This window comes from Streptomyces sp. NPDC098789 (genome assembly GCF_044759975.1).
In the GTDB taxonomy this organism is placed as follows: domain Bacteria; phylum Actinomycetota; class Actinomycetes; order Streptomycetales; family Streptomycetaceae; genus Streptomyces.
In genome coordinates, this window is record NZ_JBIWAJ010000012.1 from 213299 (window position 1) to 234635 (window position 21337).

Annotated in this window: 18 protein-coding genes; 7 read left to right on the forward strand and 11 right to left on the reverse strand. The window is 71.9% G+C overall.

The window, feature by feature from the left end; genetic code table 11:
- Window positions 1-30: 30 nt before the first annotated feature.
- The 4 genes from ACIQWR_RS24305 to ACIQWR_RS24320 all read right to left on the reverse strand — a co-directional run bounded on the left by ACIQWR_RS24305 (window position 31) and on the right by ACIQWR_RS24320 (window position 7125).
- Window positions 31-1680, reverse strand: coding sequence for a bifunctional aspartate transaminase/aspartate 4-decarboxylase (locus ACIQWR_RS24305; RefSeq protein WP_404013122.1), 1650 nt, complete (start codon window positions 1678-1680; stop codon window positions 31-33).
- Window positions 1681-1758: 78 nt separating this feature from the next.
- A complete protein-coding gene (aspT, locus tag ACIQWR_RS24310) occupies window positions 1759-3462 on the reverse strand; it encodes an aspartate-alanine antiporter (protein WP_404013125.1) in 1704 nt (567 codons plus the stop codon).
- Window positions 3463-3504: 42 nt separating this feature from the next.
- Window positions 3505-5187 carry an aspartate-alanine antiporter gene (gene aspT / locus ACIQWR_RS24315; protein WP_404013128.1) on the reverse strand — a complete coding sequence of 561 codons (1683 nt, stop codon included), beginning with the start codon at window positions 5185-5187 and terminating at the stop codon, window positions 3505-3507.
- A 126-nt stretch (window positions 5188-5313) separates the two neighbouring features.
- Window positions 5314-7125, reverse strand: coding sequence for an FUSC family protein (locus ACIQWR_RS24320; RefSeq protein ID WP_404013131.1), 1812 nt, complete (start codon window positions 7123-7125; stop codon window positions 5314-5316).
- 227 nt (window positions 7126-7352) lie between these two features.
- On the opposite strand from ACIQWR_RS24320, the gene ACIQWR_RS24325 reads away from it, so the two are divergent.
- Together ACIQWR_RS24325 and ACIQWR_RS24330 are read left to right on the forward strand one after the other, a co-directional pair.
- Window positions 7353-8099, forward strand: a complete 747-nt coding sequence (locus tag ACIQWR_RS24325; protein WP_404013134.1) for a GntR family transcriptional regulator — start codon at window positions 7353-7355, stop codon at window positions 8097-8099.
- A 480-nt stretch (window positions 8100-8579) separates the two neighbouring features.
- A complete protein-coding gene (locus ACIQWR_RS24330; RefSeq protein ID WP_404013137.1) occupies window positions 8580-10028 on the forward strand; it encodes a peptide MFS transporter in 1449 nt (482 codons plus the stop codon).
- 29 nt (window positions 10029-10057) lie between these two features.
- Here the strand turns inward: ACIQWR_RS24330 and ACIQWR_RS24335 are convergent, their stop codons facing one another.
- On the reverse strand, window positions 10058-10501 hold the full coding sequence (locus tag ACIQWR_RS24335; RefSeq protein ID WP_404013140.1) for a winged helix-turn-helix transcriptional regulator: 444 nt from the start codon (window positions 10499-10501) through the stop codon (window positions 10058-10060).
- A 156-nt stretch (window positions 10502-10657) separates the two neighbouring features.
- Here ACIQWR_RS24335 and ACIQWR_RS24340 point away from each other — a divergent pair, with 156 nt between their 5' ends.
- Complete coding sequence (locus ACIQWR_RS24340) at window positions 10658-11914, forward strand: MFS transporter (RefSeq protein ID WP_404013144.1); 1257 nt, start codon at window positions 10658-10660, stop codon at window positions 11912-11914.
- Window positions 11915-11924: 10 nt separating this feature from the next.
- Here ACIQWR_RS24340 and ACIQWR_RS24345 read toward each other — a convergent pair whose 3' ends face one another.
- The 5 genes from ACIQWR_RS24345 to ACIQWR_RS24365 all read right to left on the reverse strand — a co-directional run bounded on the left by ACIQWR_RS24345 (window position 11925) and on the right by ACIQWR_RS24365 (window position 16094).
- A complete protein-coding gene (locus ACIQWR_RS24345) occupies window positions 11925-12359 on the reverse strand; it encodes an ATP-binding protein (RefSeq protein ID WP_404013147.1) in 435 nt (144 codons plus the stop codon).
- Entirely contained in the window at window positions 12356-13237 is an 882-nt protein-coding gene (locus tag ACIQWR_RS24350; protein ID WP_404013149.1) for an MEDS domain-containing protein, read from the reverse strand. Before ACIQWR_RS24350 ends, ACIQWR_RS24345 begins: the two co-directional genes overlap by 4 nt.
- 211 nt (window positions 13238-13448) lie before the next feature.
- Window positions 13449-14024 carry a hypothetical protein gene (locus tag ACIQWR_RS24355; RefSeq protein ID WP_404013151.1) on the reverse strand — a complete coding sequence of 192 codons (576 nt, stop codon included), beginning with the start codon at window positions 14022-14024 and terminating at the stop codon, window positions 13449-13451.
- A 193-nt stretch (window positions 14025-14217) separates the two neighbouring features.
- Complete coding sequence (locus tag ACIQWR_RS24360; RefSeq protein WP_404013154.1) at window positions 14218-15087, reverse strand: serine hydrolase; 870 nt, start codon at window positions 15085-15087, stop codon at window positions 14218-14220.
- Entirely contained in the window at window positions 15084-16094 is a 1011-nt protein-coding gene (locus ACIQWR_RS24365) for a LysR family transcriptional regulator (protein WP_404013156.1), read from the reverse strand. Before ACIQWR_RS24365 ends, ACIQWR_RS24360 begins: the two co-directional genes overlap by 4 nt.
- Window positions 16095-16364: 270 nt before the next feature.
- Here ACIQWR_RS24365 and ACIQWR_RS24370 point away from each other — a divergent pair, with 270 nt between their 5' ends.
- Both ACIQWR_RS24370 and ACIQWR_RS24375 read left to right on the forward strand, forming a co-directional pair.
- On the forward strand, window positions 16365-17843 hold the full coding sequence (locus ACIQWR_RS24370; protein ID WP_404013159.1) for a peptidoglycan D,D-transpeptidase FtsI family protein: 1479 nt from the start codon (window positions 16365-16367) through the stop codon (window positions 17841-17843).
- Between the two features lie 58 nt (window positions 17844-17901).
- The gene (locus tag ACIQWR_RS24375) at window positions 17902-18942 is read left to right on the forward strand and encodes a hypothetical protein (protein WP_404013161.1); all 1041 of its coding nucleotides are present in this window, start codon (window positions 17902-17904) and stop codon (window positions 18940-18942) included.
- 134 nt (window positions 18943-19076) lie between these two features.
- Here ACIQWR_RS24375 and ACIQWR_RS24380 read toward each other — a convergent pair whose 3' ends face one another.
- Window positions 19077-19775 (reverse strand): alpha/beta hydrolase, encoded by a 699-nt coding sequence (locus tag ACIQWR_RS24380; RefSeq protein ID WP_404013163.1) that lies wholly within the window; start codon window positions 19773-19775, stop codon window positions 19077-19079.
- Window positions 19776-20041: 266 nt separating this feature from the next.
- Between ACIQWR_RS24380 and ACIQWR_RS24385 the strand changes: the two genes are divergently transcribed.
- Window positions 20042-20860, forward strand: a complete 819-nt coding sequence (locus ACIQWR_RS24385) for a class I SAM-dependent methyltransferase (protein ID WP_404013166.1) — start codon at window positions 20042-20044, stop codon at window positions 20858-20860.
- A gap of 87 nt (window positions 20861-20947) precedes the next feature.
- Complete coding sequence (locus ACIQWR_RS24390) at window positions 20948-21250, forward strand: hypothetical protein (protein WP_404013169.1); 303 nt, start codon at window positions 20948-20950, stop codon at window positions 21248-21250.
- Window positions 21251-21337: the final 87 nt, after the last annotated feature.

Below are 21337 nucleotides of genomic sequence, written 5' to 3' on the forward strand. Positions count from 1 at the left end.
GCGCTCGTGCGCCGGCCCGGCCGGATGGCATCAGGCCTTGGTCTGGTGCCATTCCTCCGCGTACTGCTCGAAGATCGCGCGCAGGTGATGGCCGATCTTCAGGTAGTCGAGGTCGTCGAGGTTGGCGAGGGAGACGCGCACGGACCACTGGGGTCCGTCGAAACCACCGCCGTTGAGGAGGACCACCGAGGTCTGTTCGGCCAGGCGGAACAGGGCGTCGACCGGTTCGTAGTTCTTCTCCAGGAAGTCCGCGAAGTCCTTGCCGTGGACGCGTTCGGCCTCGGCCAGGAGGTCGAGTTCGATGTAGTAACCGGCCCGCTTGTCGTCATCCGAGATCTTCATCTGGGCGCCTTCGAGGAGGAGATCGAGGCGCCGGTGGACGATCTGGCGGATCTTCTCCTTGTAGGCCTGCCCCTCCTCCTGCATGTCGAAGAGCGAGAACAGGCCCATCATCACCTGCTGGGGCAGGGAGAGGCCGGCGGTGTGGTTGAGCGCCACGGAGCGGGAGTCGGCGACGAGGCGGTCGATGAAGCGGATCTCCTCCGGATGCAGGCTCAGGGTGCCGTACCGCTTGGCGAGCCGGTCCTTCTGCTCGGCCGGGAAGTTCGCGATCATCTCGTCGATGACGTTGTCGTCGTGCAGGCCGATGACACCGAGCCGCCAGCCCGTGCAGCCGTAGTGCTTGGAGTACGAGTACACCAGCAGGGTGTTGCGGGGCAGCTCGGCGGCGATCGAGCGGAAGCCCGGCACGAAGGTGCCGTACACGTCGTCCGTGACGATCAGCAGGTTCGGGTTGGAGGTGGCGACGATGTCCTTGATCTGGTTCGCGACCCGGTCGCTCAGTGCCAGCGACGGCGGGTTGGACGGGTTGACCAGGCACACCATCTTCACCGAGGGGTCGGCGAGCTTGGCGATCTCCTCCGTGGGGTAGCGCCATTCGCGCACCCCGGTCTCCGCGAAGTTGCTCGCCTGGACGTTGACGACGTCGAACTCGAAGGTGTCGAGCTCGGGGATCTCGATGTACGGGGTGAAGACGGGGGTCATCAGGGCGATCCTGTCGCCCTTGTGGAGGATTCCGTTCTTCATCAGGGAGTCGAAGATGTAGCACATGGCCGCGGTGCCGCCCTCGGTCGCGAAGAGCGAGTAGCCGCCGGCCGGGGGGTTCTTGTCGAACATCTCGTCGGCGACGTAACCGCGGACGACCTGCTCGATGTGGACGAGCATCCGGTCCGGCACGGGGTAGTTGTCACCGGTGATGGCGTCGGTCATCTCGTGGACGAAACCGTCGCGGTCGAAGCCGAAGCGGTCGACGGCGTAGTTGACGCACTTCTCCAGCAGCTCGACACCGGGGAGTTCGGGGTGGCGCCGGGCCCAGGAGTCGAAGCGGGCGCCGATGTCCTTCTTCTCGGGCATGCCACCGAGGTTGTCGGCCGTCCACACCCGCCGGGACTCGTCGAGAGCGAAGTAGCCGAGTGCGTAGAAGGCCTCGCGCGGTCCGGTGGCGATCCAGTTCGGGTTGCCGCGGCCCGCGTTGAGCATCGCCCGGGCGGTGGTGTCCTTCTGGCCGGGCTCGTCGGCCTGCACGGCGGTGGCGATCTGGATGAACTTGTCCTTCAGCTCGAAAGGCGAGAGCTGGGCGAAGGACTGGATCTCCTCGCGGGTGAAGCTGGTCTTCGGCACGGAAGGGCCTCTCGGGCTGGGGGCCACGGGCAGGTGGCCCCGGTGTGGTGGGACATCGCCCCGGGCGGGGCGGCGGCCTCAGTGGTGCAGCAGGACGATGACCGCACCCCAGATGGTGAGGAGGACGTTGGCCATGGCGTAGGGGATGGTGTAGCCGAGGGTGGGCACCTGGGAGCGGGCCTCCTCGTTGATCGCGCCGATCGCGGCGGTGGTGGTCTGCCCGCCCGCGAGGACGCCGAGGAGGATGGGGAAGCGGATCTTCTGGATGTGGTGCCCGACGAGGAAGCCGACGATCAGCGGGATCAGGGTGGCGACGGCGCCCCACAGCAACAGGCCCCAGCCGGCGCTGGAGAGACCGGAGGTGAAGGTCGGACCGGCGTTCAGTCCGACGATCGCGACGAACATGCACAGGCCCAGGGTGTCCATGAACCACTGGGCGCCGGGCGGCACGTTGCCGAAGGTGGGGTATTTGCCGCGGATCCACCCGAAGACCAGCCCCATGATCAGCGCGCCACCGGAGGTGGACAGGGAGATCGGGATGCCGCCGGCCTTCAGGGCGGGGATGCCGATGCAGCCGCCGAGGAAGATGCCGAGGCCGACCCAGATCATGTCGGTGGCGAACGAGGACGGCACCGGCTTGCCGATCTCCTTGCCCGCGGGTCCCACGAGCCTCTTCGGGCCGGTCAGGACGAGGGTGTCACCGCGCTCGACCGGAGTGGTGAGCCGGTAGGGGAACTCCGCACCGGAGCGGTAGATCTTGTCGATGTACACGCCGACCATGAACGGTTCGGCGCGCAGTTCGGCGACGGTCCTGCCGAGCTGCGCCTTCTCGGAGGCGATGACGTGCAGGCTCTCGGTCTGGTAGCCCAGGAGTTCGGCGTCATCGGCCTCGCCGCCGACGTGGGTACGGGCGTCGTAGTCCACCAGGTCGCCGCGGAGCGCGCTGACCGCGACCACGTCGCCCTGCTGGAGAACCCGCTGCTGGTCGTGCTCCAGGACCCGGCCGTCCCGGCGGATCCCGGTGATGTAGACCCGCCGGCCCTGCACCTTCTGCTGGTTCTCGAAGTCCTCGACCGTACGGCCCACGATGTCGGGCCGCTCGACGCGGTAGGCGCGGAGCACGATCTCGTAGTAGCCCTTGCCGAGGTCGGGATTGTCGGCGGGCACGTCCATCTCCGCGGCGAGCTGCGCGGATTCCGCCGCGAGGTCACGGCGGTAGAGCTTGGGCAGCACGTTGGCCAGCAGGAGCGCGCACAGGATGGTGCCCAGCGGGTAGCAGACCGCGTAGCCGACGGCGACGAGGTTCTGCTCGCTCTTGATCTGGTCGGCCGAGAGGCCGGGCAGGTTGCCGATCGCGTCCTGGGCGACACCGATCACCGCGGACTGGGTGAGGGCCCCGCCGAGGAACCCGGCGGAGAGCCCGGGCCCGTAGCCGAGCATGGACACGAAGCCCCACGAGACGAGGAGGCCGGTGACGCAGACGACGACGGCGTTGATGACCTGGGGCAGGCCGTCCTTCTTCAGGCCGCGGAAGAACTGCGGCCCGACCCGGTAGCCGAGGGCGAAGAGGAACATGGTGAAGAAGAGGCTCTTGACCGTGCCCTCGATGGTCACCTTGAACTGGGCGCCGAGGACCAGCCCGACGATCAGGCAGCCGGTGACGGCGCCGAGCGCGATGGCCTTGTAGCGGAGCTTCCCGAACAGGAAGCCGATCGCCACGGTGATGAAGACGAGGAGCTCCGGATGGGGCTGGAAGATGTTCCGGTTGAGGAAATCGATCATGTGAGCACCTGTGGGCCGGGGGAAGGGGCGCGGCAGCGGGGGTCAGGCGCCGAGGATTCCGACGAGGATCGGGCCGGTGAGGGGGAGGAGGAAGTTGGAGAGGGCGTAGGTGATCGTGTAGCCGAGCATCGGGACCGAACTCTGCGCGCTCTGGGTGATCGCGGTGATGGCCGGGGTGGAGCACTGCTGGCCCGCGATCGCGCCGAGCAACAGGGGCTTCTCGATCCGCAGGAGCTTGTGCCCGACGATCAGGGAGAGGGTGGCGGGGACCAGCACCATGGCGATGCCGGCGAGGGGGAGCAGGGCCCCGTACTGCTTGAGCAGGGGCCAGGCCTGCGGGCCGGAGACCAGACCGGTGCAGGCGATGAACACCGCGAGGCCCATGTCCTTGATCGTGGTCGCCGCCTGCGGTGGGAAGGCGCCGAAGGTCTGACTGCGGGAGCGGAACCAGCCGAACAGCAGCCCGGAGACCAGGCAGCCGCCACCGGTGCCCAGGGACAGCGGTGCGCCGCCGATCCGGACGGAGAGCTGGCCGATGAGGGAGCCCAGCGCGATGCCGATGCCGAGGTAGACGAAGTCGGTGGCGTCGTTCTTGGCCACCGTCCCGATCCGGGCGACGACCTTCGCCAAGCCCGACCGCGCGCCGACGAGGGTCAGGACGTCACCGCGGGCGAGGACGGTGTCGGAGGTGGCGGGCAGGTGGAGGTCACCGCGTACGACTTCGGTGACGTACACCCCGTTGTCCATGAACATCGGCTGCGCGCCCTGGACATCGCCGATGCTGCGGCCGACGACGTCGGACCGGGTCACCGCGATCTCGGCCGAGGCCAACGGCGTGTCCACACCGGGGATCCCGGCCGTCTCGGGGCCGATCACACGGCCGGCCCCGATCATGTTCTGCCTGCGGCCGACGACCAGCACCAGGTCGGACAGGAGCAGCTCCAGATCCGGTGCGGGGTGCACGTCACGGGAGCCCCGCCGGACGGCCTCCACGGTGATCCGTTCGTCGAACGAGGCCTCCAGCTCCCCGATGGTGCGCCCGTCGGCGGTGGTCACGAGGTAGGTGCGGCCCACCAGTCCGGGCAGTGCCTCGCGCTCGTCCTCGCCCAGACCGCCGCCGTCCGCACCGCGCATGCGCTCCCACAGCGCGCGGGACGCGTCGCGCAGGTCGATGCGCAGCAGCATCGGCATGATCTGGCTGGTGTAGAGCACGACGGTGATCAGACCGAAGAGGTAGCAGACGGTGTAGGCGGTCGCCACGTGACCCTGGTAGTCGGCGATCTGGTCCGCGGTCAGGCCGGGCAGCTTGCCGATCGCCTCCGTGGCGGTACCGACGACGGCCGATTCGGTGGCCGCCCCCGCCAGGATTCCGGCGGCCGTGCCGACATCGAGGTCGAAGGCACGGGCGAGGCCGATCGCGATGGCCAGAACGCAGACCAACTCGATGGCGCACAGGGCGAAGAAGCGCAGGCTGCGCCGATTGAGGTGGGCGAAGAACTGCGGGCCGGCCATGTAGCCGAGCGAGAAGATGAAGAGGGCGAAGAAGACCGTCTTCACATCCGCGTCGATCTCGACGCCGCTCCACGCCCCCAGCAGCAGGGACACGATCAGCGTGCCGCAGATCCCGCCGAGGGTGATGGGCCCCACCCGCAGTTTGCCGACCAGGTAGCCCAGGGCCAGGCAGAGGAACAGCACGAGCTCGGGATGGTCCCGGATGATCCCCATCGAAGAGGCCCCCCATTCCGGTCGACGGGTGGTGTGAGAGCTTGTGTCGACACCCGTTCATCGGACCGTAGAGACCTTCCCGCTGCCACTCGGATTCGTCCGAATGTGCTACTCGCCCGGCCGCGGTCAGCGGTGCCGGAGGCGTTGGGCGCGTTCGCGCAGCTGGGTGGCGAGCGCCGTGGTGTCGCCGGTGGGGCGGCCGGCGCCGGAACCGGGACCGGTCGCGGCGTCGGCGGCGAGGTCTTCGGCGACGCCGTGGGCGTGGTCTAGGACGTGCCGCCAGTCCCGCAGGGCGCGGGCGTGGCGCGGGTCGGTGCGCAGGCGGTCCAGTTCGGAGCGGGTGGCGGCGAGGTCACGGTGGATGCGGCGGCGCAGCTCGTGGCCCGTGGTCGCGCAGGGCGCTTCGGAGGCGGTGTGTTCGGCGTAGGCGGCGAGGTCGTCGTAGACCCGTGCGAGGCGGTGCGGCACGCGGCCCCGGACGTCCTCGGGCCACAGGAGGTACCCCAGGGCGAAGGCGGTCGCGCAGCCGAGGAGGGTGGCCCACAGACGGGCTTCGGGTACACCGGTGCCGCCGAGGCCGAGCGGGTCGGCGAGCAGGACCATGATCGGGGTCAGGAGCAGGGTCTGGATCGCGTAGGAGCGGCGCGCGTACGCCTGGAGCAGTGCGGTGAGCGCGACGAGTACGGCGATGCGCCCCCACCCGTTCGGTACCCATGCCAGGACGCCCAGCCCGACGAGTACGCCGGCGACGGTGCCGCCGGCGCGCAGGACGAGGCGCGCGGGGACGGTGCCGAGGTCGGGCCGGATGACGAGGGCGACGGTGAGGACCAGCCATCCGGCGTGCGGCAGGTCGGTGAGCGAAGCCACGGCCTGGGCGGCGCCCATGCACACGGCAAGGCGTGCTGCGAAGACGAGGGCCCGGTCGTCGCGGACGAGCCGCAACCATGCACCGGTGAACCGGGACCCCGGGCCTTGCCGGCGGGGCAGGTGCGCGCAGGCCGCGCCGTCATCGAAGTCGCGGAGGCGATCGACGGCGGCGTGGACCGCACTCGGCTCGTGGCCGGCGGCGTCGGTCCCGTCGGTCCGGTCCGTTCCGGCCCGGGGGAGCACGGCGGTGTGCGCGGGCTTCCTCGCGGCCACGGCCCGGGCGGCGGCGCGGAGGGCGGCCGGGTAGCGGGCGGGCCCGGGGGTGCGGCTGCGACGGATGGTGGGCGCGGCGGCGATGACGTCGACGAGGACGTCGAGGCGCGCGGCGAGTCGGCCCGCGGTGCTGCCGGGGCGGGGCGGCCGCAGCCGGTGCACGAGCAGGGTCAGGTGGGCGTGGTCCATCGCCTCGGTGACGCGGTGGCGGGCCGAGGTCCACGTGGCGGGGCCGGCTTCGAGGAGGTCGGCCACCGCGTCGTAGGCGGCGGCGACGGCGGCGCGTTCTCCTCGGTACGGGTCGTGCAGCGCGCCGGCGAGGGACAGGAACATCAGCGGCAGCCCGCCGAGCAGGAAGAGCAGGGGGTTCTGCCACCAGGGTGTGGTGGTGGGCAGCCCGAGCCCCATGACGGTGGCCAGGAGCCAGACCAGGGTGGTCATCGAGGTGATCCGGCCGATGGTGGAGAGCAGCCCGGAGCAGGCGGCGACGAGCGCGACCGCGAGGACCTCCAGCCAGGCGGAGCCGCCCGCGGCCCGTCCCAGCGCCAGGCCGATCGCGCCGCCGAGCTGGGGCAGGACGAGGGCGAGCGCCCGCGTGCGCACGGGGGCGGAGCTGTCGTCGACGGCGGCTCCGTACGCGCCGAGCCCGGCCGCGGCTCCGATCAGCGGCTGGCCGACGAGCTGGCCGACGACGAGGGGAACGGCCATGCCGATCGCTCCGCGGATCACCAGGGCGCGGTCGACCGGCACCGGTTTGACGCGGGTGACGGCGTGCAGCCAGCCCGTGCGCGACGTCATCCTGCTTCCGGTGCGGGTCCTCATCGGCCGAGCATTCCTCCCTGCGCGCGCCCGGGCACTGTGGGCCAGGCGGACCGGATGGTCACCTTCCCTGGCCACCACCTCCTTCCATGAGTACCAGACATGTACCAGTTCGTGCAGAGTCCATGGTCGGTACACCCCCGGCGAGCCGCTCGGGCGCGCATATCCTGACCTCCCGACACCCGACCCCTTTGGACTCGACACCCATGCCGGATCCCGCCTTCGCCCCCGTCGAGGCCGACGGGGCGCACCCCCCGTACGTCCTGGTCCGCGACGCCCTGGCCCACGCGATCGCGGCCGGGACCCTGCCCGGGGGCTCCCGCCTCCCCTCCGAGCGGCACCTGTGCACCCAGCTCGCGGTCAGCCGGGGGACGCTGCGCCGGGCCCTGGGAGCACTGCGGGAACTCGGCGTGATCGAGGCCTCGGAGCGCCGCGGCTGGCAGGTGCGCACCGCGGCCTTCAGCCACGCGGCCGGCGGGGCCGCGCTCGAAGGGTTCACCGCCCTCAACCACGACCTGGGCCGGGCCGTCACGGCCGAGGTCCTCCGGAGCGGGACGCGCCGCGCCTCGTCCGCCGAAGCGGACCTGCTGGACGTCGCACCCGGAGCCGCGGTCTTCGAACTGCGCCGACTGCGCTACCTCGACGGACTGCCCGTCTGCCTCACCCACGACCTCGTGCCCCGCGCTGTCGCGGCGGGCATCGGCGCGGTGGACTTCACGACCGGATCGCTCTTCGCCCACCTGGCCTCCACCGGGCACGCCCCCGCCACGGCCCGCTTCAGCGTCCGCGCGGCCCCCGCCACCGCGGACCAGGCCCCCGCGCTCGACCTGGCGGTGCGCGAGCCCGTACTGCTCACCGTGCGCACGTCCCTCGACGCGGCCGGAGCGGTCGTGGCCCACACCCGCGAGGCCTACCGCGCCGACCGCTACGAACTCCGGCTGACCCTCGGCTGACCCGCGGCCGACCCGCGACGGCGGCCGCGCCGTGCCCGCAGCCGCGGGCAGCCCTCGTCCTTTCGGCCGAAGGAATCCAGGGGGAGTTCAGGCCGAACGGCCAGCGACCAGCCCGGTCCCCATTGGGTACAACTGTGGTTGAGGGCCACCCGGCGGCGGACCCGAGCACCCGACCGCGAGGAAGCCGCCGCCGAGTCCCTCGACGCCGCGGTCTCCCTGCCACCGGGGCTCCGCCGCCCGCTCTGCGCATCGTTCGCACCGTGTCGGAACCCCGATCCGCACCGGGCAGATCCGGACCAGGACCCGGACCCGGATCCGTGGATCTCGGACCACCCGTCACGGCTGCGCGCCCGCCCGGCGCGGACGGCCCTCGGCGTCGGACGGCGCGGCCCCCGCGAACCGATGCCCTGCCGGTGCCGGCGCCGCACGAACCAGGACGACGCCAGCAACCCCCCGTGGCAGCCAAGAGGAGATCCGCACATGCCCACCGCCGCACCTCCCACCCTCCCGGGCCCGGAAGCGACCACCCGGACAACGGCGCCGGTACGGGGACTGCTCCCGCTGTGCCTGAGCGAGGCGGCGGAGCGGTTCTCCTTCTACGGCATGCGGGCCGTCCTCGCGCTCTTCCTCGTCGACACGGCCCACGGCCTCGGCATGTCCCCGGCCGTGGCCACCGCGCTCGTCGGCAGCTACCTGTCCGCCTGCTACTTCACGGCCCTGCCCGGCGGCTGGATCGCCGACCGGATGCTCGGCGCCCGCCGGGCCGCGATCGCGGGCGGGGTCGTCATCCTCGTCGGCCACGTGGTCCTCGCCCTCGACCTCGGCGCCGCCGGCCTGTACACCGGCCTGATCCTCGTCGCCGTCGGCACCGGCCTGCAGAAGCCCAACATGACGGCCCTGGTCGGCACCCTGTTCACCCACCACGGTGACAGCCGGCGCGACGCCGCCTACAGCAAGTTCTACGCCAGCATCAACATCGGCGGACTCCTGGCCACCCTGCTCGTGGGCTGGCTCGGAGTGGAATTCGGCTGGCCCGTCGCCTTCGCGGCCGCCGCCGTCGCCATGGCCGCGAGCCTCGTCGTGTTCGTCGGCTCCAGCGGCCTGCGCGCCACCGACGACCGGCCGGCGCACCCCCTCACCACCGCCGAACGGCGCCGCGTCGTACGGACCACCGCCCTCGTCCTGCTCTGCGCGGCGGCCGTTGCCGCGGCCCTCGCCGGGACCGACCACCTCACCCTCACCGGGTGCCTCAGCGCCTTCGCCGTCCTCGCCGTCCTGGTACCGGCCGGATACTTCGTCAAACTCCTGCGCACGCCCGACCTCGACGAGCGGGGCCGCGACGGGATCCGCGCCTACCTCTGCCTGTTCATCGGCGCCGTGGTCTTCTGGGCGATCTTCGACCTCGCCGCATCCAGCGTCCAACTCTTCGCCGACCGGCACGTCGACATGCTCGGCATGCCCACCACCTGGCAGGCGGCCCTCAACCCGATCATGATCGTGCTGTTCGCAGGCGTCCTGGCCGCCGTGTGGAAGCGCGTGAACGTATCGGCCCCCGCGAAGTTCGCCACCGGCCTGATCCTCGGAGGAGCGTCCTTCCTCCTCCTGGCCGTCGCCGTCACGCGGACCGGCGGGGGCGTCCGGATCAGTCTGCTGTGGCTCGTCGGCCTCTACTTCCTCCAGACCGTCGGCGAACTCTTCCTCAGCCCCACCGGTCTGTCCATCAGCCACAAACTCGCCCCCGCCGGCATGGGATCCCAGCTGGCCGGCCTCTTCTTCCTCTCCGCCTCCTCCGGCGACGCCATCGGCGCCCAGGTGGCTTCCCACCTCACCGGAACCCCCCTCTACCTCACCCTGGGCACCCTCGCCGTCCTCGCCGGCTGCGCCATGGTCCTCGCAACCCCCCGCATCCGAGCCCTCATCGGGGAGTAGCGCGAGCACACGCGCGGCGGGGTCGCCTCCTACCGGACCTTCCGCACGTGAGCGGTGTCGACGTCGAGGAGGGTGCCGTCGGCGCCGATCGGCGCGACCTCCGGCACGGGGGTCCCTCGCTCGTCGACGAGGACGGAACGGGCCTCGCCGGGGGCGAAGGCGTGGCGCTCTCCCCACTGCCGCAGGGTGACGATGACCGGGAAGAGAGCGCGGCCGGCGTCCGTGAGCACGTACTCCTGGCGACGGCCCGATGCCGCGGTGCGCTGGGCGATGACCCCGTGAGCGGTGAGCTTGCGGAGGCGGTCGGTGAGGATGTTGCGGGCGATACCGGTGCTTCGCTGGAACTCGGTGAACGACCGGGCCCCGTCCATCGCGTCGCGAACGACGAGAAGGCTCCACCGGTCACCGACGACGTCGAGCGTACGGGCGACGGGGCAGTCGGGGTCGGTCCAGCCGGAATCCGGGACGCGCATGGGGTCAGTGGGGGCAACGGGGTCAGTGGGGATGACGGAGTCAGTGGGGACGACGGGGTGCAGCGGCATGACACCTCCAATGAGTTGCGGATTGCAACCAGTGTGCCGTAACGTCAAAATGGTTGCAATCTGCTACTGATTTGGGGTTGGGGTGCGATGGACATGTGGCGGCGGCTCTTGCTCGCGTTGGTCTGTGGTGTGGCTGTGGCCGGCGTGTACGCCGCGCAGCCGGTTCTGGAGCCGATGGGACGTGACCTGGGCGTGCCGGCCGGACTCGCGGGGTGGATCGTCGCCACCGGCCAGGTCGGCTATCTGGCCGGGCTGTTGCTGCTGGTGCCACTGGGAGACGTGGTCGACAGGCGCCGGCTCATCGCCGTCCACCTGTCGGTCACCGCGGTGGGCCTGATCCTGACGGCCTCGGCCACGGAGTCGACGGCGTGGGTGGCGTTCGTGGGGCTGGCGGTAACGGGGATGTTCGCGGTCGTGGTGCAGATCGCGGTGGCCCACGCCGCCTCGGTATCGCCGCCCGCCGAACGCGGTCGCACCATCGGGGTCGTGACCTCGGGCGTCGTGGTCGGCATCCTGGGCGCACGGGTCGTCGCCGGCACGCTCGCGCAGGCGTGGGGCTGGCGCAGCGTCTACGCCGTGCTCGCCGTGCTGTCGCTCGGGCTCGCGGCCCTCGTCCTCGTGGCGCTGCCGTCGCGGGAACGTCCCGCCGTCCGATCCGGGTACGGACAGGCCCTCGTGTCACTCGGCGGGATGTTCCGGCAGCGCCTCGTGCTGACGCGCGGACTCATCGCGTTCTTCTTGTTCGCATCGTTCGGAACCCTGTGGAGCGGGCTGTCCCTGCCCCTCGCGGGAACGCCGTGGCGGCTGGGTGAGAGCCAGATCGGGCTGTTCGGCATCGCCGGCCTCGCCGGTGCACTCGGCGCGGCGCGTGCGGGACGGTGGGCCGACGCGGGACGGGCGGCCCCGGTCACCGGCCTCGCGCTCTCCCTGCTCGTCCTTTCGTGGGCGGCCATCGCCCAACTGCCCGGCTCCCTGTGGCTCCTGGCCATCGGGATCGTGCTCCTCGACCTCGCGGTACAGGCCGTTCACGTGAGCAACCAGCACCTGCTCACCACCGCCCACCCGGACCGCACCAGCAGCGCCGTCGGCAGCTACATGGTCTTCTACTCGCTCGGATCCGCCCTCGGCGCCGCCACGACCACCGCCGTCTTCGCAGCTCACGGCTGGGTCGGTTGCAGCCTCCTCGGCGCCGGATTCGCGGCCTGCGCGTCGGCCGTCTGGGCGGCCGACCGGGCCCTGTCCCGCGGCGGCCCGGCACCCCGAGTCGATTCGGGCGAGGCGCTCCAGAAGGAGCGGGCAGCGCTCGCGCGGCGCCCGTCCCTGCGATCCGACGCGTGTCGGTAGCCCACCCGCGTCAGAGCCGCATGACGCAGGTGACCTCGGCGCCGACGTCTCGTCCGGCGATCTCCATGCCGTCGGTGATCTCGCGTACCAGCCAGAGACCGCGTCCGCCCTCGGCGGTGCCCGGGTCGGGCAGTACGTGGGGGACGCTGTCCGGCGTGAAACCCGGACCCTCGTCGGTGACTTGGCAGCGCAGGGAGTCCGGGCCCTGGTAGAGCCTGAGCGTGCCGGACCCGCCGCCGTGCCGCACCGCGTTGCAGGTCACCTCGTGCACGGCCAGGACGAACGCGTCCCGGCGCGGCGGCGGAAGACCGGCGTCCAGGGCGAGCCCGTCGATCCGCAGGCGAAGTTTGCCCAGGTCGGCGGCGTGGAAGTGGGTCTCCCACACCAGTTCTTCGCCCGCCGAGGCCGACGCCGACGCCGACGCCGAAGCCGGCGACCGGGTCATCCCAGAGCTCCTTCGCCCTCGACCAGGCGGAGGCCGCCCACCGCCGGCGCGCCGAGCCGGCGGAGCAGACCCGCGTGGAACGTCGAACAGCGCACCTCCACCCGCGACTCCGGATCGGCGTGCCGCACCTGACGCAGGAGGTCCGCGGCGCACGTCACCGACAGGAAGGGGACCGCAGTGAGGTCCAGGAGCAGCGGACGGCCCGCTCCGGCCCCCTCCAGCGCGGTGCGCAGGGCCGAACTCCACGGCGCGCGCGTCGACCAGTCCGCGTCGCCCACCATCCGCACCCCGTGGCCGAAGTGGAAGGCGCCCAGATCCCCGGGACGCTCCAGGAGCGCCACCGGATGGCCCACCCGCATGGCCTCCACTGTCCCGGCGGAGAACCGGCGGCGGTCGTAGGTACAGATCTCCGCGTACGAGCGGTCGGCGAACAGGGCCTGCGCGTGCGTCTCCCGGTGCATGACGCCCTCGATGTCCATGCCGAGGTCCTCCACCCACGCCATGTCGATGACCGACCGCAGGCCCGCGTAGCCCTCGTCCCGGGCCCGTAAGGTCTCTTCGCGCAGCCGGCCCAGCTGCCGCCCGGCGGTGAATCTCCGGTGCGGACCGATCAGTTCCCGCATGCTCGTGAGCCGCAGTTGGCCGCGCTCCAGCGCCTGAACGGGCCGCTCGTCCGGGAACATCTGCCGGACCACCTCATCGTGCGGCACGGCCGGGTCGGCCATGACGACGACCTTCTCGTTGCGGGCCAGCCCGAGCGTCGCGAAGACCCCCAGCACCCCCCAGCGCACCTCGTCGTCCGCGTAGTGCGCGAAAGCGTGATCCCCCAGGCCCATCTGCTCCACCGACAAGGTGTGAGCGCCCACAGGAACGGCCATGGTCCCCCTCCCTCCGTGCCATCCGCCCCGCCGTCCCCGTGCCGGAACGACGTGGGCGCGATGAAGGCAGCGACGGTACGGGTCGCGGCGGCAGCGGGGGCCATCAGTCCAGTTTTGGATGAAGGTTGAACCTCTGTGGCGCTTCCTGTTCGCACGTGCTTTCCGCTCCGCGGTCCGTACGTTCGCCGGCGAGGGCGCGGTTCCGGGGTGCTCAGCGGCACCCGTACTGGGCGAGGATCGCCCGGGTGCGGGCGTCGGCGGGGGTGGGGGCGTCGGACTTGGTGGGCGCGCTCAGGACGAGCTGCGCGCTGCGGGGTTCGCCGTCCGGCCGGACGGCGAACCGGCCCCGGATCTCGGGCTGCGCCGGCTGCGTGGCGGTGGCCTTCTTGGACTCGATGTCGGAAAGGGCCGCGATGGTGACGTGCGGACCGGCGTACGGGGTGCCGGCGAGGCAGCGGCCCGCGCCGCCGAGGGAACGGTTGTAGCGGCCCTGGACGTCACCGCTGGCCCAGGTGAACAGCGATGCCACGGTCAGGCCGCAGGCCAGGGCCCAGACGAGGCCGGCCCCCAGGAACCGGAGCGTTCGATTCGAGGTGCGACGCCGGATCCACAGGAGAGCCGCCACGGCGCCGCCCGCGAAGACGGCCGTGCACACGACGCCGAGGGCGGCGTAGTCCGCGAGGGCCGAGGAACCCGCGATCAGGGACCACCGGGCCACGGCGACGGCCAGGCCCGCGACCGTGAGCAGCAGGGCGAGCAGGTAGGCGCCCGTCAACCGAACCGACATGACCGTGCACCTTTTCGTGAGGACTTCATGGGTCCCTTCTGGAATAGCGCAGTCAAGGGCCGTCGTACATCGGTCGGCCGGCCGGATCCGGCCGCCGAACGGCCGATGCGTCCCGTCGTCCGACCTCTCCATGAGGTGGTGGGTTCCCGGCGTTCGGCCGGGGCGCTGGAATTCTTCCCGGCCCCTCGCCCCGTCAGCGGGTGCGCAGGCCGTCGACGGCGATGCGCGCGGCGGTTCCGATGACGGCATCGACGGCGGGGAGCGTGGCCGCGGGGTTGGCGGCGCGGGTGAAGACGGCGAGGGCGTAGCGGCCGCCGTCCGGGTATTCGACGACTCCCACCTCGTTGCGGAGCGTGGGCAGGGTGCCGGTCTTTCCCGCGACGTGTACGTCGTCGAAGGGGAATCCGGAGGCCATGCGGTGGGGCCAGACCTGGAGGCCGAGGAGGCGGCGGACGGCGGCGCAGTGCTCGGGAGCGGCGGCTTCGTCGCGCCAGACGGCCCGCAGGAGGGTGGTCATGTCGCGGGGGGTGCTGTGGTTGGTGCGGGCGGGGTCGAGCGCGCGCAGCCGAGCGATGACGTGAGGGTCGCTCAGGGCCTGAACGCCGGTGGGGCCCGCGTCCTCGCGGAGGGTGGCGAGGGCCCCGGCGAAGGAGCGGACGGCGCGGGTGCGAGTGAGGCCGAGGCTCGCGGTGGTGGCATTGACGGCGTCGAGGCCGACGCGTTCCAGGATGAGCTCGGCGGCGGCATTGTCGCTGAGGGCGGTCATGAGGTAGGCGGCGTCGCGCAGCGAGATCCGGACGGGGTCGAGCATGGCGGACAGGCCGGTGGGACCGCCGGCGCGGTGCGCGGGCACGCAGTGCACCTGCTCGGTCAGGTCCACCAGGCCTTGTGCGGCCTGCCGGTGGAGGGCGAGGAGGAGGGGGAGCTTGTGGACGCTGGCGGTCACGACCGGTTGGTCGGCGCCTGCGCTGATCTCGGCGCCGCTGTCGATGTCGACGGCATGGAGCCAGCCGGTGGCTCCCGCTTCGCCGAAGGCGCTGTGGATGCGCTGGAGGGGGTTCACAGCCAGTACTCCGATGCCGGACGCAGGTGGAGGGGGCGCGGGGGCGGGGTGTCGGACAGGACGGTGGTGTGCCGCAGCGCTCCGGGGGCGGCGTCGGCGAAGGCGGTCACGGAGGCGCTGCCCCGGCCGCGCGGCCAGGCGACGGAATAGCGCCAGGCCAGCGGGGCGCCGACCAAGGGCCGCCACAGGACGTCGGATCCGGACGGACCGGACGGACCGGACGGACCGGACGGGCCGGATGGGCCGGTCGGGCCCGTCGGCGGGCGTGGCGGCGCCGGGCTGAAGGCCACGGCGTTCACCGAGAGGATCAACCCCTCGACGAAGCTGTCGCCCTGGCCGTGACGGATCGCCTCGGGCGTGTAGCCGTCCCGGGCGCAGGTGGTGAGCATGTCGTCGTAGAGGGCGGGGGCGTCCGCACGCGGGAAGAGGACCAGGCCGTGTCCGGTGAGGGCGGCCAGGGGCACCTCGGCGCGTTCGGCCAGGGGCGAGGACGGTGGCAGGAGCACGCCGAGTTCGCACCGCAGGAGGGGACCGAGCTCAAGTCCGGTGACGTCGCACGGGTGATGGATCAGCCCGACATCGAGGTCGTGGGAGACCAGGCGGGCGAGCTGGTCGGCGGTGGGGAGTTCGTGCAGCTCGACGTCCAGTCCGGGATGACGCTCGTGCAGCTCCGTCAGGATCGCGGCCACGGTCCCGGCACCGACGCCCGGCGGAAGGGCGGCGCGCAGGAGGCCCCGGTGGCCGTCCCTGATGCGGGCGGCGCTGCCCAGGAGCGCGTCGCAGCCGGTGATCAGGTCGCGGGCCTCGGGGAGGAGGAGGGCGCCCGCCTGGGTCAGGGCGACCTGGCGGCTGGTGCGTTCGAAGAGCCGGAGGCCGAGCTCCTTCTCCAGCCGCTGGATGCGCTGTGACAGCGGTGGCTGAGCCATCCCCAGGCGAGCTGCGGCCCGGCCGAAATGTCTTTCTTCCGCAACAGCGACGAAACTCCGCACGTGCCCTACGAGGTCCATGAGCAGCAACGATATCAAATCACAATTGATCGCCCATCGATCCAGATATTGGACATAGCGGGGCGTGGGCTGCTGATGTCGGGACATGACCGCATTCCTCTTCCTGTGTGCTCTCGCCGTCCTCGGGGCGGGACTGGCGGCCTGCGCCGTCGCGGCTGCCGCCCCGAAGGCCGCGTGTACGAGCCGGTCACCCCCCGGCCGCCGCGGGCCCCGGCCCGCCCCGGTTCCCCGCTGCCGCAACACGCGCGCCGTGACCATTCGAAAGAGAACATGAACAAGACACTGCGGCACACGGCCCTCTTCCTCGGGGCACTGCTGTTCGCCCTGCTCGCCCGGGTGACCTGGATCCAGTTCGTCGACGCCGAGACGCTGGCCAAGGACCCGAACAACCGCAGGAACCTCATCGAGGCGTTCGGCGGCCCCCGCGGCGACATCATCGTCGGCGGGCGCCCGATCACCGGCTCCGTACCGGTCCCCGGCTCCGACCTCGCCTACAAACGCACCTACGCCCAGGGGGCGATGTACGCGCCGATCACCGGCTACCTCTCCCAGGCCCAGGGCGCCACCATGCTGGAGGGCGTCCACCGCGACGTCCTCAGCGGAACGGACCCGCGGCTGCGGGCCGGCGCCCTCGACGCTCTGACCGGCGTCCGACCCCGGGGTGGTGACGTCGTCACCACCATCGACCCCGCCGCCCAGAAGGCGGCCTACGAGGGCCTCACCGCGATCGGCGCGAAGGGCGCCGTCGTGGCCCTCGACCCCCGGACCGGGAGGATCCTCGCCATGGCCAGCACCCCGTCCTACGACCCCGGCGCCTTCGCCGGCCAATCCCGGGCGGAGGGGGAGGCGTTCACCCGGCTCGGCCAGGACAAGGACAAGCCGCTGAGCAACCGCGCGATCCGGGAGGCCTATCCGCCGGGATCCACTTTCAAGATCCTCACCGCCGCTGCCGCACTCGAACACGGCACGGTCACCGACATCGACACCGCCTCCGGGATACCCGCCCCCTACCCACTGCCCGACAGCACCACGAAGATCGGCAACGTCGTCCCCGACGCCCAGTGCGACAAGGCCTCGATGAAGACGGCCATGCAGTGGTCCTGCAACAACGTCTTCCTGGACGCGGCGCTGAAGACCGGCGTGGACAAGATGCGCGAGACGGCCGAGAAGTTCGGCTTCAACCAGGAACAGTTCATGCCCGTGCGCACCTCGGCCAGCGTCTACCCCGAGCAGCTCGACCGGCCGCAGACCGCCTTGACCGGCATGGGCCAGGGAAGCCTCACCAGTACCCCCCTGCAGATGGCCATGGTCGCGGCCGGCATCGCCAACGGCGGCACCGTCATGAAGCCCCACCTCGTCGACCGGATCAACGGTCCCGACCTGGCCACCATCGAGAAGGCGGAACCCCGGCCGCACGGGCGGGCCGTCTCCGAACGCACGGCGAAGAAGGTGCAGGAGATGATGGAGCACACCGCCCGCGAAGGCACCGCGGAGGGTGCCCGGATCCCCGGCGTCGTCGTCGGCGCCAAGCCCGGCACCGCCCAGCACGGCGCCGATGTCCGCGACGAACGCCCGTACGCCTGGTTCGTCTCCTACGCCAAGCAGGGCGACGGCGCCTCACCCGTCGCGGTCGCCGTCTTCATCGACCCGAAGGACATGGACATCTCCCGCTCCGACATCGGCGGCGGCCGCCTCGGCGCACCCATCGCCAAGGCCGTCATGAACGCCGTCCTCAAGCAAGGGGCGTAGCCGCCCCGTCCGGCTGCCGGCCGCCCGCGCAGCGGCCCGGTGTCTAAGCTCGCGTGCCATGACGAGGACCACGCCGCCGCGCCCGCTCGATGTCGAGGCGCTCTTCCCGGAACTGGCGGCCCACCGAGGCACGACGACGAGGCTCCACCCGCGGCCGGGCAGCCCGCAGCTGTCCGCCAGCTCGGTGGGCGGTCCGATGCTGTGGCCGGTGGGGGAGCAGTGGCCGATGTGCGGTGAGGCCCACGGCCGCGGGCGGGGTCGGCGCCCGGCCGACATCCACGACCAGCGGCGGATCCTGGCCGCCGCCTGGGCTCGGGAACAGAGCCGGGGCCCGACGGACGCGGAACGCGCGCTCTTGACCGAGCTGGAGGTGGAGCACCGGCTTCCCGAGGCGGCGCAAACGGATCGACTGCCGATGACCGGCCTGGCGCAGCTGTACCGGCGAGATGTCCCGGACTTGCCGGAGGGACCGGCGGACTGCGACCTGCTCCAGGTGTTCTGGTGCCCCTTCGACGCGCACGGCCCGGGTCGCTACGACCTGAACCTGCTTCTGCGCTGGCGGCGGTCGTGGGAGGTGGGGGACGTGTTGGCCGTTCCCCCGCAGCCGTTGGTCGTCGGGTCCGCCGGGTTCGTGCCCGAGCCGTGTGTGCTGTACCCGGAGCGGGTGGTCAGCTACCCGTTCGCCGGCCTCCTGCCCGAGGGGCTGTGCGACCGGCTCGACGTCTGGGACGAGGCCCAGGCCGAGGAGGCCGAGGCGGCCGAGCGGGCGTCCGACGAGATCGCGGCCGATCCGGTCGGCTACCAGTACGACCTGTCCATCCCACCCGGCTGGCGCGTCGGCGGCTTCGCCTCCTGGCACGCCACCGACCCGTATCCCATGGACTGTCAGATCTGCCGGACGCCGATGCACCTCCTGCTGACCATCGACAGCTCGGAATGGGACGGCGGTAGCGACAGCTGGAAGCCGCTGGAGGATCGCGGCCTGCCCGCCCATCGCTCCGCCACCCCGACGAAAGTCATCGTGGGCCGATCCGGCGAGCTGAACGTCTTCTCCTGCGCCACCGACCCCGACCATCCGCACCGCTGGAGCATCCAGTAGTACGGGCGGCGGCCTCGTCCGGTTCGCCACTGCGATCATCGGCGAACGCGGATGCCGTCGCTCCTGGCCCGTCCCGAGCTGACGGTCGGGTCCTGGTGGCCGGGGACCGCCGAGGCCGTGGCCGCGCCCGCGGGCTACCGGCCGCCGAGGTCGTTGGCGGCGGCTTCGATCAGGTCCGTCACCGGGCCCGGCTGGGAGGCCAGGGAGGCGTGGGAGGCGTCCAGCTCGACCGTCTTGCGGGGATCCATCCGGGCGGCCATCTTGCGTTCGTTGTCCGGGTGGATCATGCGGTCCTGGCTGGACACCTGGTACCAGCAGGGCTTGGTCCGCCACGCCGGATCGGTGACCTCGTCGCCGAAGGTGGAGGCCAGCGGGGCCTTCTGGGTGACGGCCATGATCCGCGCCTCCTCCTGCGACAGGTCCTGCGCGAAGCTCTCGCGGAACTTGTCCTGGACGATCCACAGGTAGCCGTCCGAGTCCGGCGCGAGGTTCGGGAACGCCTCGGGCGGGAGCTCCTGGCTGATCCCGCCCGGGCTCTCGCCCGCGTCGGGCGCGAAGGCCGCGATGTAGACCAGCCCGGCCACGTTCGGCAGGGTCCCGGCCTCGGTGATGACCGCGCCGCCGTACGAATGGCCCACCAGCACCACCGGGCCCTTGATCTGGCGGACCATCTTGCGGGTGCGCTCGGCGTCGTCGGCGAGCGAGGTCAGCGGGTTCTCCACGGCGTGGAGGTCCTCGTAGCCGCGGCGGTGGAGTTCGGTGATGACCTTGGCCCAGTGGGCGGCGCCGCCCCAGAATCCGTGGACCAGGACGATGGCGGGCTTGTCGGGCATGGCAGGCCTTTCGCGGGGGAGCGGCGGGGCAGGGGCAACGCCCTGCCCACGCTAGGCAGCCTCCCCGGCCCCCGCCACTGCGGAACCGGCCACCGCGGCGGCAGCGGCCACTGCCCGGCGACCCTGCCGTGCAGCTCGGCGGAGCCTCCGGCCGGCGTGCCGGCCGCCCACGACCACGCCGTCGTCGCCGGCCGGCTCGAACGCGAAAGATGCCGCCCGATAGCCATCGACGGAACTCGCGCGGTGCGGCAACTAGGGTGTGGCGCATGAGCCAGACTCCTGTTGACCCCGTTGACCCTGTCGACCCCGTCGCGCACAACCGCCTCGCCTGGGACCGTGAGGCTGAGGAGGGCAACGAGTGGTCGCGCCCGGTCGGCCCCGAGGTGATCGCGAAGGCGAGGGGCGGCCAGTGGTCCGTGGTCCTGATCGGGCACGAGCCGGTCGACCCGACCTGGTTCCCGCCGGACATATCCGGTCGCGATGTGCTCTGCCTCGCCTCCGGCGGCGGGCAGCAGGGTCCGGTGCTGGCCGCGGCGGGCGCGCGGGTGACCGTTTTCGACAACTCGCCCCGCCAGCTGGCGCAGGACGAGATGGTCGCGGAGCGTGAAGGGCTCGACCTGCGCACCGTGCTCGGTGACGCGCGCGACCTGAGCGCGTTCCCGGACGCCTCGTTCGACCTGGTCTTCCACCCGGTCTCCAACCTGTTCATGCCGGAACCGGCGCCGGTCTGGCGCGAGTGCCACCGCGTGCTGCGCCCGGGCGGAACGCTGTTGTCCGGCTTCCTCAACCCGGACGTCTACCTCTTCGACGCCGAACCCCTGGAGGCGCGCGGCGAGCTGGTGGTGCGCCACCGCCTGCCCTACAGCGACCTCACCCACCTGGAGCCCGCCGAGCGGGAACGGCTGTGGGGCCTCGACGCGCCGGTGGAGTACAGCCACACGCTCACCGAGCAGCTCGGCGGCCAGACCGCGGCCGGCTTCGCCATCACCGGCTTCGCGGAGGCGCCGCACCACTCGGACGCCACCGCCGGCTGGCTCTCCGGCTACTTCGCCACGCGAGCGGTCAAGGCCGGCACCGGTCACTGACCCCTCCACGGGCCGGGCCGGGGTGAGCAGCGCGGGGTCGCCGGGTATCGGGCGAGCGCTGTCAGTGGTGGCTGGAAGGCTGTTCGTATGAACGCTGATGACGAGCAGCTGATGCGAGGCCGGGTGTACGGCCGTGACCACGACGACCCCGACCCCGGCCCGCTGCCGCACGCGAGGTACGCGGTCCTCGTCGGCGGGCCCCTGGACGGACTGCTGCTCGACATCACGGGCTGGCGGCCGGAGGAGATCGACGACGGCATCGCCCTGCCCACCGAGCTGTCGCGGTGGCCCGGCGGCCGCGCGTTCTACGACCCGCGCCCCGGCGAGCCGCGTCCGGCGGGTGGCCCGGGGGTGGTGTGCCGCTTGCACTACTCCGGCGACACGCCCTGACCACCGCGTACGACCTGTGCCCGGTGGTGGGGCAGTTGAACGGACCGGGCGCCCGGGCCGCTTGCACTTTGGCAACGCTGTTGCCAA